Origin of the sequence: Paenibacillus sp. IITD108, from assembly GCF_036541265.1 — a bacterium.
Taxonomy (GTDB): domain Bacteria; phylum Bacillota; class Bacilli; order Paenibacillales; family Paenibacillaceae; genus Pristimantibacillus.
On sequence record NZ_JAZHCT010000015.1, the window covers coordinates 82,831 to 98,242 of the forward strand.

At 44.8% G+C, this 15,412-nt stretch carries 12 protein-coding genes; 3 read left to right on the plus strand and 9 right to left on the minus strand.

Going from position 1 to position 15,412, the window contains the following annotated elements; genetic code table 11:
* Positions 1-10 precede the first annotated feature (10 nt).
* Positions 11-2,761 carry a family 78 glycoside hydrolase catalytic domain gene (locus V1L65_RS14730; RefSeq protein WP_331699946.1) on the plus strand — a complete coding sequence of 917 codons (2,751 nt, stop codon included), beginning with the start codon at positions 11-13 and terminating at the stop codon, positions 2,759-2,761.
* A gap of 590 nt (positions 2,762-3,351) precedes the next feature.
* Here V1L65_RS14730 and V1L65_RS14735 read toward each other — a convergent pair.
* From V1L65_RS14735 to V1L65_RS14765, 7 genes are all read right to left on the minus strand, one after another.
* Complete coding sequence (locus tag V1L65_RS14735) at positions 3,352-3,810, minus strand: nucleoside deaminase (protein WP_331699947.1); 459 nt, start codon at positions 3,808-3,810, stop codon at positions 3,352-3,354.
* 20 nt (positions 3,811-3,830) lie between these two features.
* A complete protein-coding gene (arcC, locus tag V1L65_RS14740; RefSeq protein ID WP_331699948.1) occupies positions 3,831-4,781 on the minus strand; it encodes a carbamate kinase in 951 nt (316 codons plus the stop codon).
* 107 nt (positions 4,782-4,888) lie between these two features.
* Positions 4,889-6,337, minus strand: coding sequence for a cytosine permease (locus V1L65_RS14745; RefSeq protein ID WP_331699949.1), 1,449 nt, complete (start codon positions 6,335-6,337; stop codon positions 4,889-4,891).
* 64 nt (positions 6,338-6,401) lie between these two features.
* Positions 6,402-7,577: a tetratricopeptide repeat protein gene (locus V1L65_RS14750; RefSeq protein WP_331699950.1), complete on the minus strand. Its 1,176-nt coding sequence runs from the start codon at positions 7,575-7,577 to the stop codon at positions 6,402-6,404.
* Positions 7,574-9,004 (minus strand): DUF1116 domain-containing protein, encoded by a 1,431-nt coding sequence (locus V1L65_RS14755; RefSeq protein WP_331699951.1) that lies wholly within the window; start codon positions 9,002-9,004, stop codon positions 7,574-7,576. The genes V1L65_RS14750 and V1L65_RS14755 overlap by 4 nt, the downstream gene beginning before the upstream one ends.
* A gap of 6 nt (positions 9,005-9,010) precedes the next feature.
* Positions 9,011-10,555 (minus strand): acyl-CoA synthetase FdrA, encoded by a 1,545-nt coding sequence (fdrA, locus tag V1L65_RS14760; protein WP_331699952.1) that lies wholly within the window; start codon positions 10,553-10,555, stop codon positions 9,011-9,013.
* Positions 10,556-10,570: 15 nt separating this feature from the next.
* Entirely contained in the window at positions 10,571-11,473 is a 903-nt protein-coding gene (locus V1L65_RS14765) for a DUF2877 domain-containing protein (protein ID WP_331699953.1), read from the minus strand.
* Positions 11,474-11,820: 347 nt separating this feature from the next.
* On the opposite strand from V1L65_RS14765, the gene V1L65_RS14770 reads away from it, so the two are divergent.
* Entirely contained in the window at positions 11,821-13,515 is a 1,695-nt protein-coding gene (locus V1L65_RS14770) for a PucR family transcriptional regulator (RefSeq protein WP_331699954.1), read from the plus strand.
* Positions 13,516-13,710: 195 nt separating this feature from the next.
* Positions 13,711-14,463 (plus strand): uracil-DNA glycosylase family protein, encoded by a 753-nt coding sequence (locus V1L65_RS14775; protein ID WP_331699955.1) that lies wholly within the window; start codon positions 13,711-13,713, stop codon positions 14,461-14,463.
* A gap of 95 nt (positions 14,464-14,558) precedes the next feature.
* On the opposite strand, the gene V1L65_RS14780 is transcribed toward V1L65_RS14775, so the two are convergent.
* Both V1L65_RS14780 and V1L65_RS14785 read right to left on the minus strand, forming a co-directional pair.
* On the minus strand, positions 14,559-14,924 hold the full coding sequence (locus V1L65_RS14780) for a hydrolase/acyltransferase (protein ID WP_331699956.1): 366 nt from the start codon (positions 14,922-14,924) through the stop codon (positions 14,559-14,561).
* 250 nt (positions 14,925-15,174) lie between these two features.
* Positions 15,175-15,381 (minus strand): hypothetical protein, encoded by a 207-nt coding sequence (locus V1L65_RS14785; protein ID WP_331699957.1) that lies wholly within the window; start codon positions 15,379-15,381, stop codon positions 15,175-15,177.
* Positions 15,382-15,412 lie beyond the last annotated feature (31 nt).

Sequence of the window (15,412 nt, forward strand, 5' to 3'; positions counted from 1 at the left end):
AGGCTTTCCGTTGAACTCCATACAATTGACTTCATTACGTACCGAATATTTAATCAATCCACTGGGTATTGATAGCCCTGAGCCCCGCTTCAGCTGGATCATTGACGCTCCTAACCGCCGGGGGGTTATGCAATCTGCCTATCAAATTATCGCCTCGTCCAATGAAGCCTTTCTGCATGCTGATACAGGCGATCTATGGGACACAGGCAAGGTGCTCTCCGACATTTCATTGCATGTAAAGTACGAAGGCGATCCCCTTTCTTCTGAGCAGCAGGTATATTGGAAAGTACGCATTTGGGATGAGAAAAATGAAGTGACCTCATATAGTGAGCCTGCCTTTTTCAGTATGGGGCTGCTCCGGCGCGATGAATGGCATGGCTGCTGGATCGGTCTAAAAAGCGGTCTTCGCCCGACTAGGGAGAGGCCTAATCCGGTCGTTTATTTCCGCAAATCGTTGAATTTGCAGCAGGCCGTTCGCCGTGCAACGATATATGCAACCGCGCTTGGCGTATACCGCATTCATGTTAACGGTGAAAAGCTGGGCAGACATCTTTTTGCACCGGAATGGACAGATTATCATGTTCGTACACAATACCAAACTTATGACGCTACTTCAGCATTTCAGCAAAGCAGCGGTGAAATTGCATTAAGCGTTATGCTGGGCCATGGCTGGTATACAGGCTATCTTGGCATGTATGGCTTTCAAAAATACGGCATGGAGCCCTCCTTCTTTATGCAGTGCAATATTGAGTTTGAAGATGGAACAGGTATGTCCGTTTCCAGCGATGAGAGCTGGAAAGCGTCTTTCGGCCCGATTACCGCATCAGACCTGCAAATGGGCGAAACCTATGATGCGAATAAAGCAATGGAGGGATGGATGCTGCCGTCTTTTGAAGAACATACTTGGTATCCGGCAGAGCGGATGTACGACTATCGCGGCAAGCTGGTTGCTCAGATGGTTCCGCCTGTTGCCCAAACCCGCGAGCATTCAATCCGTTCTATTAGACAATTGCCAAATGGAAGCTGGTTAGTCGATATCGGTCAAAATCTGACCGGCTGGCTGGCGCTGCAGCTGGAGGAGGAAGCGCAGCAAACCATCACGCTTCGTTATGCTGAGGCGCTAGATGCAGAAGGAAATTTATATACGGATAATTTGCGTTTAGCGCTGCAAACGGATCGTTTTAAAACAGCAGAAGCGGGTGCTTATCAATTTGAAACTGCGTTTACTTGCCATGGCTTTCAATACGTTGAGATTAGCGGGTTAACGAAGCCATTGACGAAGGAGCAGCTTACCTGTAAGGTTGTTCATTCCAATCTTACCGAAACAGGGGAGCTTACAACCTCCAATCCGCTAATAAATAAATTGTTCCAAAATATACTTTGGTCGCAGCGCAATAATTATATGAGTGTGCCAACCGATTGCCCGCAGCGTGATGAGCGGCATGGCTGGACGGGGGATGCGCAAATTTTCGCAAGAACAGCGGCTTACAATATGGATATTGCTTCTTTTATGACGAAGTGGATGACGGATCTGGCGGACGGACAGCAGCCAACCGGCGCTTACAGCGACTTTGCACCATTTGTGTTTGGGCCCAAAACAGCCTATAACAATGATTTTACGTATACCCATATTGGTTCTGCCGGCTGGGCGGATGCACCGGTTATCATTAGCTGGCTCATGTATGAGGTATATGGAGACAGGGAGATTTTAAGGCGCCACTATGACAGCATGAAGCGCTGGATGGATTATAACGATCAGCTCTATGCAAGCGGCATACGCTGCGACGCTCCGCAATACGGGGACTGGTTATCTGTCCATGAACGTCCGCTTGAGGAAATGAAAGAACAATATGGCTGGCTCGTCGCTGAAAATTCTTCTACCCCGTATGACGTTTTTTCTACCTTGTATTGGGCCTATGATGCTCAGATCATGATAAAGATCGCCAGCTTGATAGGAAGCAGGGAGGAGGTTTCACACTATGAAGCCTTATACCGAAAAATCGTAGCAGCATTTCATGCTGAATTTATTACTAGTGATGGCGAGATCAAGGGGGATACACAGACTGTATATGCTATGGCGCTCGATTTCAATTTAATTCATAATAAACAGCTGGAAGAGAAAGCATTGAACCGGCTCATTCGTAAAGTGACCTCGACAGGCATGGCTACTACCGGCTTTCATGGCACCCGCTCCTTGATGCGCGTGCTGTCAAGATACGGCCATGATGAATTGGCATTTTCTCTATTATTAAAAGAAAGCTATCCGTCATGGCTATATTCTGTAGTGAATGGAGCTACTACGATTTGGGAACGCTGGGACGGCTGGACGAAGGAGAAAGGGTTCCAGCGACCGGGAATGAACTCCCTTTGTCATTATGCTTTTGGCTCTGTTGGAGAGTGGCTGTATGAGCAGGTAGGGGGAATTAGAGGCAGGGAAGCAGGCTGCAGGCAAATAACTATAGCACCTAAGCCGCTAGGCGGCTTAACCTATTCGAAAGCAAGCTATGGAACTCCTTATGGCAAAGTAAAGTCTGAGTGGAAACTTGAGGACAATACCTTCCATTTATCCGTCTGTATTCCTGCAAACACTCGTGCTTATATCCATATTCCGTCTGCTTACTCTGGTCAAATAGAAGAGAATGGTCAGCCTGTTAATAATGAGACAGACTGCCTGTCACTCCATGAGGCAAGCGATGCTGAAGTCGTTTATTATGCAGGCTCCGGCATCTATAGCTTTACATCGAAACTTGCTAGAACGTAGTGATGAAAATCGCTAGAACGCAGCAAATGAAAATTGCTATAACCTAGCAAGTTGCAAAAAAACCTCTCTTTGCAGATGAGCTGCAAGGAGAGGTTTGTTCCATATGCTTAGCCAATTGGGAATGAAGCAGCGGCTGCGTCCGCCTAAACTGGAATACAGTGCCCGCCTAAACATGATTGCAGTCCCCGCCTTAACATGATTGCAGTCCCCGCCTAAACATGATTGCAGCGACCGCCATTTCGCATTGCTTGTTTCCCTATTCACAATGATCAACAACATCCCTAGCTGGTCAGTCGTTCCGTTATTACGCCCAAAATCGCAGTTTTGAGGCTTCAAAGTGACAGACGTTCCGCTATTGATCCATAAATCGCAGAAAAAGCTTCTTTTAGACCCGAATAGCGGAATGTGTGGCCGCGAAATTACAAAAATGACGGTTTTAAGGCAAATAACGGAACGTGTGACCATGCCGAGACATAGTGTGCAGCCTTTGGCAAGCAATAATAAGACTCTACAATGACTCGTTATTTTTTGAGAACCGTTCGCCGAACGGGCAGCAGAAAATTGTAATTTGCAGCGAAAGTGTCAAGCTGTTACTTGTTTTCTTCTTGAAGCTTATCGAAATGCTCGAACAGGTAGTCGCAATCATCGCGTTGCGGCACTTTAACCATATTAATTACGCTGTCATCAATGCCTTTCAAATACTTGCGCAAATGCATGTCGCTGAAGCCAAACTTGTCTGCATCTTCAGAAGTATTGCAGTAGTATACTTCTTTGATGCCTGCCCAGATCATAACAGAAACGCACATTGGACAAGGCTCGCAAGTGGCATACACGGTACAGCCTTCCAAATTCATCGTGCCCAATTTTTTGCATGCCTCGCGAACGGCAACCATCTCTGCATGTGCAGAAGGATCTGTGTCGCGCATCATCGTATTGCTGACTACTGCAATAATTTCGTCGCCTTTCACGATTGTGGCGCCAAACGGGCCGCCGATCTTTGCGTTCATGCCTTCAATTGTTTTTTCAGCTGCCATTTTCATGTAATCCATTGTAATAGCCTCCCTAAAAATTAGTTAATGATATGGGTTCCTGCTTGCTTCTGGATAGCATCCTGTAAGCTTTCAGGATTCGTAATAATAACACGACGGCCTTGCTTCTCAAGGAATTTGAGGCTGGCTTCGATTTTTGGCAGCATGCTGCCTTTCGGGAAATGGCCTTCAGCTGCATATTGCTTGATTTCTTCAACGGACACCTCATCCAGCGCTTTCTGCTCAGGCGTGCCGAAGTGGACGAATACTTTTGGAACACCAGTTGTAATGACAAGCGCTTCTGCATCGATCTGCTCTGCGAGCAAGCTCGTAGCAAAGTCTTTATCGATTACAGCATCAATACCTTCATACGTTTGCTCGGCTGTCTTCACGACCGGAATGCCGCCGCCGCCAACTGCGATTACGACATAGCCGGATTCGATCAGCGATTTGATAACATCCTTTTCTACAATATCAACCGGTACAGGTGATGGCACAACTCTGCGATATCCGCGGCCGGAGTCTTCAATCATTGTCCATTCCGGATAAGATTTCTTCAGCTCTTCGGCTTGCTCGGCAGTGAAGAAGGAGCCTACCGGCTTCGTTGGGTTTTGGAAGTTTGGATCATCGCTGCTAACCTCTACTTGCGTAATTACTGTAGCGACTTTTTTAGTAATGCCGCGGTTAATAAACTCATTGGTTAACGCTTGCTGAACCAAATAGCCGATTCCGCCTTGTGTATCGGCAACGCAATTGACGAGCGGAACAGCGCTCATGCCGATTACTTCGTGGGCAACCTCGCTGCGTCTCAGCTCAAAGCCGACCTGCGGCCCGTTGCCATGAGTAACGACCACATCGGTGCCTTCCTGTACCATATCTGCAATATTAGCAGCAATTTCGCGAACGGCTTCGGATTGATCCTGAATAGAATCACGGTCATTGTCCTTGACGAGCGAGTTGCCGCCAATAGCTACTACTACATATTTCCCCATTGTCTCCTCCTGCATGTTTGACTGAATCATCAAGAATAGGTGTGAAGCTTGAACTATTGAATCGGTTAACGTGCCTCCTTCGTTTACGCGAAGAACGGCGGAGCCGTTTATCCTTGTGTAACGGCATTCGATTTTTTGTAGAATAAAGTGTAAAGAATAAACGAAATAATGAACCCGGTGAAGAAGGCAAAATCTTTGAATGTGACGAGCAATGGCACATTAGTAAATACGACACCGGACATTGGGATCAGGAAGCTTATGATCAGCACGGTCATAGCAACTTTGTTATAACCGCCTTTGAATTCGCCGTTAGAGCCCGGCTTTACATACATATGGCGAAGGTCTAACACCTGCTTGCGTTGAATGAAGAAGCTGGCAAGCATAATACCTGCTATTGGACCATACATCGAGCCGATAAAGCTATAGAACAGATACAGCATTGTTGTATCGGACACAAGCTTCCAAGGCAGGATAATCGTACCGATTACAGCTGTGAGAATACCTGCGCTTTTAACGGTAAACAGCTTAGGGAACAGCGCTGTCATTTGCAAGCCGGCTGGCTGCAAATTACCGAATACGACGAATGCAGTCGCACCCAAATTGAGTGCCAAAAGCAAGATAATAACAGCAAAGGTGCTACCCATTTTGCCAATAGCGTCTACGATGTTGAAGATTGGCTCTCCAAATGCGATTTCTACACCTGCAATCAAAGCGATACTTGTAATCGCAAATAATATATAGGATGCGATAAAACCGATCGGAAGTCCCCATTTTGGAGCGTTGATTGATTTGGCGCGCTGTGTAAAGTCAGAAATATTGACGATAGGGCCGGCCCAGTTTGATACTAATGCGCTTACGCAAGCGATAAAGACAAGCGGGTTATCCATAGGCTGCGAAGGCACGTAGTCCATAATAGGTCCGATGCCGCCTGCGACGTAAATGCCCCAAATAGCAGCGCCGATAATAAACACGTATACGATAGGCGATGAGTATGCGCTGAATTTGCTAAGCGCCTTCATGCCAGTCAAGAAAAGCAGTACGGTTATGACCCATAGAATGATATACGAAAGCATCGTTGGAAAGTCTAAACCGAATAGGTTGAAGCCACCGCCCCAGGACATATAATCCGGGAATATGCGGGTGAATATGACGTTGAACGCCTGTGCACCGACGACTGTTGTTGTTCCGAAGAAAACAAGGCCAGAGATCAAGCCTCTGCTAAGAGCTGGAATAATGGAGCCTTTGACGCCAAAGGAATCTCTGAGCAGCATGGCAAAAGGAATACCATATTTAGCTGCAGCAATACCGTTAAGGGCATAGCCGGCAGAAACGATTAGAGCTGACAGCATAACTGCCCAAAACACTTGTGTTACATTTAAACCGAGAACAAAAAATCCTGCTACGGTCATATACGACATAATGTTGTGTACAGGACCCATCCAAACGGTGATATAGTTGAACATGCCCCAATCGCGCTTTTCTTGCGGAATTGGCAAAATATCATCTGCATAGCCGTAGGATTTAAATTCCTCGATCATTTTATTATCGTCACTCATTGTGAGTTCCCCAATCTCCCTTATGGGCGTTTTAATTGGATAACGATTCACTTGCCAATTAACATCATGATTTTTGCTGTTCTTCTAACAAATGCAGCGACTGATTTTTATGCTGGTGATAAAGCGGATTGGAAGGATCACTGGCAATTGCATTTTCTATAGCGTCAATAGCCTCCTGATGCCTGCCCAACGAACGCAAGCTGTTAGCTTTGTGGAACGAGAAATCATAACGATGAGGCTGCTGCTCAAGCAGCTTATCCATCTCGGCTACAGCTTCTTCATGCCTGCCTAATTCTCTTAAATAATTGGATTTGTGATACCGATAAAATGTCTCGTCAGGATTAAGCTCGATCGCTTTATTGTACTCAGAGAGCGCTTCCTCAGGCTTTTTCAGCATCCGCCAGCTATTGGCTGTATAGAAATAAAAGTCGAGATCGTCAGGCTGTAACGACAATGCTTGATTGTACAACGCAATTGCATTCCCATATTCGCCAAGCTCTCCAAGGAAATAGCCTTTATAGTAGTACAAGTCCGTGTTTTGCTTATTTTCGCTTAGCGCTGCGTCAATAAGCTGGATGGCTTCCTTATACTTGTCCTGGCGAGCCAGTTCCTTGGCTTCAGTAATATTCGGGTGGCTGTCAACGTTCTCATTGTTTAATATCCGGATGACATTTTGCTGCTCCATTTGTTCGGCATGCTGAAGGGAAGATTTGCCGTCACGGTCTTTCAGATGAATATCAGCGCCAGCCTTAACTAGCAGCTGGATAATATCCGAATACAACCGGCCGCCGTTGCCCAGGATGACTGATTCCAATAAAGCGGACCAGCCTAGATTGTTGATATGATTAACTGCAACGCCTGCATCCAAACAAACTTGAACGGTTTTCAGGTAGCCCTTCTCGCTGGAAGGAAGCAGCGCCGTGCCGCCAAATCGATTCACGCTTTTTATATCTGCACCCGCTTGAATCGTGAGGCGCAAAATATGATAAAAGCCATTCGCTCCCGCACAAAGGTAAGGCGTGAGCTGTGTAATATCTCTTGCATTTACATCGCTGCCAGCGTCAATTAAACGCTTGGCTATTGCCATATTGTTCTTTTGGGTAGCGGCCATTAGAGCTGTACGGCCATTGGCATCCTTAAAATGAACATCTGCGCCGCCCGAAAGCAGCTGCTCAACAGCAGCTGCATCCTCGCGGTCACAAGCATTTATAAGCTCTTGACTGATCAAATTCTCGCTCATAGATTGTCTCCGGAGCTTAGCGCAAGCAAGGCTTTCTCGAAGCAATCAACTGGCGGATTGGTAATCCCTGCGCCGATCATACCGATTCCAGCTTCTTTGTGGGCAATCGCAGTATTGATAACCGGCATAATTCCAGTTTGTATCACTTTGCGAATATCTATGCCTGTTGGAATGCCGTGGAAATTCAACAATGGAATCGTCACATTAGGATTTTCAGTCGTAGTAATTTCTCTCATCTTTGTTGAATAGCCTAATGCTTCATCCACCGTACCGCCGACTAAAGCAACGATAGCTGGCGCAGTAGCCATTGCGAAGCCGCCGATTCCGTAAGTTTCTGTTATCGCGCTGTCGCCGATATCCAGTCCTGCATCTTCAGGCTTGTAGCCGGCAAACATCGGTCCGATAACTTTTTGTGAGGGGCCTGTAAACCAAGTATTTCCAGGCATGCCGCTTACGCGAATACCAAATTCTACGCCGTTGCGCGCCATTGTCGTAACGATCGTGCTGTTCTCGATGCCGTGTGCTGCATCAAGCGCGCATTTACACATTGCCATCCAGGTCGGGCCAGAGAAGTAATCGCTGCTTGCTACGAAATTAAAGACTTCGATTTTTTGTTCATTTGTAAAGTCTGTTTGCAAAATTAATGGTGTAAGAGCTTGGATAAGCATTGTTGTACCGGCATTGTTGCGGTTATGACACTCATCACCCATGTGAAGCGCTTGAGCCAGCATGAGACGCAGATCGATACCATTCGTAGAGAATTTCATGGCGTCGCGCAGCATCGGTCCAAGCACGTCTCTCATCCAGTTAAGACGCGCGATAACTGTTTCATCGTTAGCGCCCATACGAAGAATTTTGGAAAGCTGCTCACTTAGGTTTGTAAATGCGATATTGCCATAGGTTTTATTTTCAACGATATGCATGAACATAGAGGCTGAGGTTACACCAGCCATGGATCCTACACAGTTATGCTCGTGACATGGAGAGAAGGTGATTTCACCGGATGCCGCTACTCTTTCAGCATCTTCCAAATCCTTGGCCAAGCCTTCAAAAACAAGTGCGCCCGTAACTGCGCCTTTCATTGGACCGCTCATTTTCTCCCAAGTTATTGGAGGACCTGCATGTAAAATAGTCGTTTTGGTCATGCCAGGAACGACGTTAATCGCTTGATCGAAGCCAATCAGCACAGGCTGTGAATTAATAATGCGTTCAACCGCCAGCTTGTTGGCTGCTTCAATCTTTTCCAATATTTCTGGTTGTTCCAGTTTATCTAGAGCAGCAATCAGCTCAGGCTTGCCGCCGCCTGGCGGCTTCCATTCCAAGTGGCTGACGCTTGTTTTTTGTTTTAATAGATCATCTTTAAACATTTCAAGACCGACATTGATGACATGCAGATCACTGTTGAAAAGCGTATTCGTTTTGCTCATATCTATTTAAACCCCTTTCTCCACAAAGCCTCTAGCCAATAGTCCAGCGTTCGTGCTGCTGCTCGCATAAGTAACGCCTGCATCAACCAGTTTTTTCAACTGCTCATCTACGGAAGGGGTATCCAAATCCGTACCTAGCACATAACCGACAATTTCAAGATGTCTTCCTTCTTGCTCTGCAAGCTGCTTAGCTTCAATAATGGCAGGAACCATAACGCCTACAGGGTCTTCATGGGAGCCGTAGCCGAGTACAAAATCCATCAAAATAACGCCTACAGACGGATCTTTAGCTTCTTGCTTGAAGCGATCTATGCGAGTAGAAGGGTCAATCATTGGATGCGGCTTGCCATTCGTAAATTCGTCATCACCGAAATCGATAAAGGTATGGGCTTCGCTGACTTGAATGTTTTTCAGGCGCTTTTCTGGATCTTTAGGGATATTGCTATAAACGTCATCATACTTTTCCATTGCCAAATACATGGATTCGTCACAAAGCGTGCCGCCGCAAAATAGACCGCGAATATATTTTTGCTCTGGTGTAAGCTTAGCTTTAACTTCTTCAATAAGCGGCAAATTAAGCGGATGCTTGTCAATTTTACTTTCATCAACGCCAGATAAAATGACAGCTTTAAGCGCAGCTTCTTTTGTTGTTTTGGCAAAATGTCCGCCTGCAGCTACAACCGCTTCTTCGGAGCCGCCAATAAAGCAAACGACAACGGGCTTATTCATATTTTTAATTTCGGCAAGCACTTTTTGCTCAACGCTTTTTGCTGGCGGCTTCGAAATAAGAACGATAACCTTCGTTGCATCATCCTCATTTAGTGCTTTCATTCCATCTAACATCATGATTCCGCCAACTTTTTCACTTAGGTCGCGTCCGCCTGTACCGATAAGCTGGGTTATGCCGCCGCCAAAGTCATGGATGCGTACACTAACTTCTTGACTGCCTGTACCAGAAGCGCCAACAATACCGATGCTTCCCTTACGAACCTTGTTAGCAAAGCACAAGCCGATATTATTAATAATGGCAGTACCACAGTCTGGACCCATCAAGAACAGTCCTCGCTCATGAGCCATCTGCTTCAATTCAATTTCTTCCTCAACGCTGACATTATCGCTGAACAGCATGACGTGAAGATCATTTTCCAACGCTTTTTTAGCTTCTCTCGCTGCAAAAGCGCCGTTTACTGAAATGACAGCCAGATTAGCACCTGGAATGCTTTTAGCTGCGGAATCAATAGTTGGATATTTGATATCGCTTGCGCCGATAGCCTCGTCCTTTTTGATAAACAGCTCTTCAACAGCCTCGTAGCTTTGCTCAGCCAAATCATCTGTTGCAGCCTTGATAACAATCATAAGATCACTGTTTTTCGCTTCTTCCAGCTCGGCAGTCATAAGGCCGACATTTTGCAGCACTTCTTTGTTCATTTCAGTTCCCATTGCAATAAAGGCTTGTTCGATGCCTTCGATCTGATTCGCTTTAGTCGTTAATGACATAAGGGAGACGGAATCGAAATATGTGTTCTTTTTAATGACTACTTTGGTTGCCATATTCTACCTCCAGCATTAATTTAAGTGAAGCTCCAATCCGTGAATAAGTCCGAGAGCGATATCCGTTCCAGAGGAGGAACCGATGCTCAATACGGCAGCAAGCCTGTCTTTTGTTTCTTCTGAGGTGCTATGAATCACAGCTTGCATAAATTGAACAATTTTCTCTCTAACTTGTCCGGCGGCAGCTTTTTTCATAGTTATGCAACTGATCTGATTCGTGAGTTTCGATGCATGCAAAACGACATCCATGCAAAAAGACCGATAGGGCCAAAGCGGGCTATCTGGCATATTGAATACCGTAAACAATCCTGTTAAATAATCATCACCTGAAGGGGTGAGGCCTGGACCAAGTCCTATCAATGAAACAGCTTGTTGAACTGCGCTTTCCCATCTGGCCAGGGATAGCTGTTCAAGCAGGCTTCGCGATCGTTCCTCGAGCATTCTTGCAAATTCGGTTTGAATGATATTATCAGTTGTTATTGACTTTTTCATTCCGCCTGCTTGGCCATGCTCCTGAATAAATAATTTTGCTTCGAAAATATTTCGTTTCAAAAGCGCAGTATCGGCAGGATAAACAGGCAAGAGGCATTGCCAAGGTTCCGTTTGCCTGATGGATATATTAAACTTATTTTCTATTTTTATACAATTGTTGCTGACAAAAATCCGATCACCAACGGCTAGCTCCAGCGTGGAACAACTGTCGAGATCGGTTATCAATGTATTGGGTCCATTATCCAAATGCCGAGCTGCTATTGTATAGAGCTCGCCATTTTCCAAGCAAGTTACGTTAAATGTACGCTCAAAGCTGCTGTGAATGATTCCTTGAAAAGATCCTTTCCCAAGAAGCCGAAGAAATTCGAGATCGCCGGAAATCGCGTTACAAGCATAGGCTGCCTTTTGGTTTGATTTGTTCGTCATGATCAGTCAGAGAATCTCCTCCTTACATGATGTGATGAGTTGCATAACTGTACTGGACGGATACTAATGAGGGTGCTCATTTCACCTAGACCGTAAAGTCGCTTATCCTTGGCATTCCAATTCTTAGATGCTACACTAGTGAAGTTGATGGAATGAAAGTCCCTGGAATGGTGAACCTAAAAACGTGAGAATTTTGTGAAATACTTCACATTTATTGGTAATATCCGCCCATTACCTTAATTATAATTCTGCTGCTATGAAGCGGTCATCATTCACCGAAACTAAAAATACATATTACTTATTGTGCACATTGCATAATGGGTCAGCAAAGGAAGGGGAGGGTCGTAATGTTAACCGTCAATGATTTATTGCATATAAAGGCGATTGAAGGTATTAAGCTGGCTGCAGGTCATACTGGTATGATCAATCAAATTTCGATCGTTAATATTATCGAGAATCCTGATGTGTTTGACTGGCTGTCTCCTAACGAGCTGATTTTATCGACAGGCTATATTTTTAAAGACAGCGCAGAGCTGCAAGATAGAGTCATTCAAGAGCTTGCAGAAAGCAATTGTGCAGGTTTGGTCATCAAGATGAAACGATATTTCGATAAGCTTCCGCAAAATATGATTGATCTGGCTGACAAGCTGGGCTTTCCGCTTTTAGAGCTGCCCTTCCAATATACGTTATCGCAGGTTATCGCAATTATTAATGAAAAAACGAATGCGGGCTATGATAGCTTGAACCGGCGTTCGCTGGATCTGCACAACGCCTTATTCAAGATCGCACTTGAAGGAGGCGGGATTGAGCAAATTACGGCGGAGCTGTCCGCTACGATTCATAATCCGATCGTCATATTAGATCGCTACTGGAATTTACTCTGCTATAAGGAGCATGCGGAAGCCATTACTCCACTTGAGCAAATGATACCGCTTGTCATTAGCAAGCCTGTGTTCGGTGCAGATTTTACCGATCGTATTCCTAACTATATGAGTGAAATCAAACGATCCATTAAACGCAGTTATTTTCATAATGGACAGGAATTCAAATGCCGCATTATGCCCGTGGCGGTGTCGAGCTTTGTTTATGGGTTTATCGTTGTTTTTCAAACCGTACGCAAGCTGGTCGAATTTGATTATTTGGCGCTGGAAAATGTATCGACTATTTTGGCGTTGGATCGCATTAAGGCAAGAGAAATTGAAGAAGTGAAGCTAAAAATCAGACAGGACTTTTTTGATGTGCTATTGTCCGGCAATCCGATATCCGCCAAAATGATCGATACCTTATCTGATATGCATGGCCTGCAGGAAAAATATGCTTACTACTGCTTGCTTGTCCATATGGAAGCCAAGGATCCGGAAAGCTATTCCAATATGGTGATTCACAAGTACGAGCTGGAGCATATCGCCAAAAAATGCGTGCAGCTTATAAATGAATGGTCTGAGTCAGCAAACGGGGAAGTAACTTGCTATTATCGTAACCAGCAAATCGTCATTTTAGTGGGAAGAAGTGAAAATAAAGCAGCAATAACGAAAAATGAAGCGAAGAGCTATGCACAGGAAATTTATGACCGGCTGCATCATCAGCAAAAGGGTATTGCTTTTTTCATTGGCGTTGGCGGCCAATACAAGACGATCCATATGCTGTACAAAAGCTTTTTCGAGGCACAGGAGGTGCTGCGGCTGCAGCAGCGCTTGAAATATAACCGCATCGTATCCCACTATGAAGATTTTGCAGTTTATCATTTTTTGGATAACAATGTGAATGCAGTAGAGATGGAACGTTTTTTCCAAAAGACATTGGGCGCGGTAGCGGAGCATGATCATTTGTTTGGTACAAGCTTCATGTCTACGCTAGAATATTATTTTAAATACAATCACAATGTATCAGAGGCTGCCAAAGCGATGTATATTCACCGCAATACTTTTATTTATAGGATAGACAAGACGAAGGAGCTGCTGCATAGTGATTTGAAGGATGCCGACGAGCTTCTGCAAATCCAGCTTGCTTTGAAGCTGTACCGATTATTGAATAAAACATAAGCGAATATAAGTAAAACGTCAGGGCGGCAGCTCTGGCGTTTTTTTAATGATATGAAAGCATAAGTTTACACTTCATACCTGTTCCAATATTTCATTGGTAAACGAGCTTGTTCAAAGGACGGCGGAGCCGTTTATCCTTGTTGGATGAATTTTTGGGATGCTCGTATGCATGAATGGACAAGTTAGGAGGTAGAGGTGAGAAAATTTATGCTAATTTCACAGCATTTAAATACGTATAGACGAGCCATTCTTTCACTTCCTAAGCATAAAGCATGGCGAAAAGAAGAGCTGCTGACTGATGATTTGCTGATGGCTCGCAGCGGGAAGCTGGAAGTATACTACGCGCCGCATAATGAATATTTCAATCCTTTAGCAAGGATTATGATTATCGGACTAACGCCGGGTTTTGCACAAATGAGAATAGCAATACAAGCCGTAAAGGCTGCATTAGAAAAAGGGCTTTCTGATGAAGAAGCATGCAGACAAGCAAAAGAGAAGGCGAGATTTGCTGGAAGCATGAGGAGCAACTTGATGGACATGCTGGATGCTATAAATTTGCATAAGTATTTGAATATTTCGAGCAGTTCCGAGCTGTTTCATGCGCAGCAAAGTCTGCTGCATACAACATCTATGCTGCGTTTTCCGGTTTTTATGAATAAGAAAAACTATAGTGGCGCACATCCTGGCTTAATGTCCAGCCAAATGCTGAAGAAAGCTGCATTAGCGTATGTAGAAGAAGAAATTCAATTAACGAATGCTGCGCTCATTATTCCGCTCGGCAAAACAGTAGAAAGTGCACTGAATATTCTTATTAAAGAAGGCAAGCTGGATGAAAACCGATGCCTATGGGGGTTTCCACATCCTTCGGGGGCCAATGGGCACAGGCATAAGCAGTTCGCTCTTCACAAAGAGCGGATGAGAAATAAGTTAACGGAAATTCAATGGTAACGGAAGCGGACGATTTCAACTTTACGATCACAACTGCGCTGAAAACAAAAACCGCCGGTTAATAAACCAGCGGTTCACATGTCACTTGATTGATTTTACGCGTCGTATAACCCTTCTTCAAGCTCCTCGTACCATTGCTCCAGCTGTGCTTGCAGTGCGCGAATTTCGGTCAGCAATGAAATGAGTGGATAGGACTGCTCCTTAACTGCAGAAAAATCGCGTTCCAGCTCATTGATATAGTCCAGACCGGAAATGATGGATACGTTCTCGCTATGAAGCTCAACATTATCGCATTCTGCTATCGCATATGGTAAGCTTGGAATATGCTCAGCCGTTAATTTGTCAATTTCCTTGTGTAAACGCAGATTAAGCGCGCTTAGCTGGTAGGCATGCGTTTGAGGCATTTCTACGAATGAAATGCGGTCTTCCTGCTTCATAACTACAAATCTCATCGTTGCCATAATAAAATGTTTCCCCCTTGGTATCGTACAAATTGATCGTATAGTAAAACATATAGTAAATCGTATAGCAAATCGCATAGTAAATCTTAAAGTGAATTGTAAAGTAAATCGTAAAGTAAATAGAAGAATCTATTTTAATATAGAGGCTGTTGGAATAGCTCGGTAGCAGCGGCCTAATAGCTTGGATAACAAAGCTATAACGGAGTTCGAGAAGCTATTTATATTGTAACGAATCGTAGTAGGGTGTCGATTAATTGTGGATAGGGCAATAAGCAATCGAAAAGGGTACTACTACGATCAAGGTTGGGATTCCGACCGCTGTTGTAGTCCAATTTTTTTGATGAAATAACCCCTGTAAAGGATAAAATTGGCCTACAAAGGCGGACGCTGCCGCTTCTCCATTCCCAATCTTGCTCTTCGTTCCCCTTTCTTTTTGCTTGCCAATCGTTGCCCACAATTAATCGACACCCTCCGTAGAGACGCTATCT

Excerpts from the sequence above, each read along its gene's own strand:
- V1L65_RS14735 (WP_331699947.1), bottom strand. The coding sequence starts at position 3,810 with ATGGATTACATGAAAATGGCAGCTGAAAAAACAATTGAAGGCATGAAC.
- arcC (WP_331699948.1), bottom strand. The coding sequence starts at position 4,781 with ATGGGGAAATATGTAGTAGTAGCTATTGGCGGCAACTCGCTCGTCAAG.
- V1L65_RS14745 (WP_331699949.1), bottom strand. The coding sequence starts at position 6,337 with ATGAGTGACGATAATAAAATGATCGAGGAATTTAAATCCTACGGCTAT.
- V1L65_RS14750 (WP_331699950.1), bottom strand. The coding sequence starts at position 7,577 with ATGAGCGAGAATTTGATCAGTCAAGAGCTTATAAATGCTTGTGACCGC.
- V1L65_RS14755 (WP_331699951.1), bottom strand. The coding sequence starts at position 9,004 with ATGAGCAAAACGAATACGCTTTTCAACAGTGATCTGCATGTCATCAAT.
- fdrA (WP_331699952.1), bottom strand. The coding sequence starts at position 10,555 with ATGGCAACCAAAGTAGTCATTAAAAAGAACACATATTTCGATTCCGTC.
- V1L65_RS14765 (WP_331699953.1), bottom strand. The coding sequence starts at position 11,473 with ATGACGAACAAATCAAACCAAAAGGCAGCCTATGCTTGTAACGCGATT.
- V1L65_RS14770 (WP_331699954.1), top strand. The coding sequence starts at position 11,821 with ATGTTAACCGTCAATGATTTATTGCATATAAAGGCGATTGAAGGTATT.
- V1L65_RS14780 (WP_331699956.1), bottom strand. The coding sequence starts at position 14,924 with ATGGCAACGATGAGATTTGTAGTTATGAAGCAGGAAGACCGCATTTCA.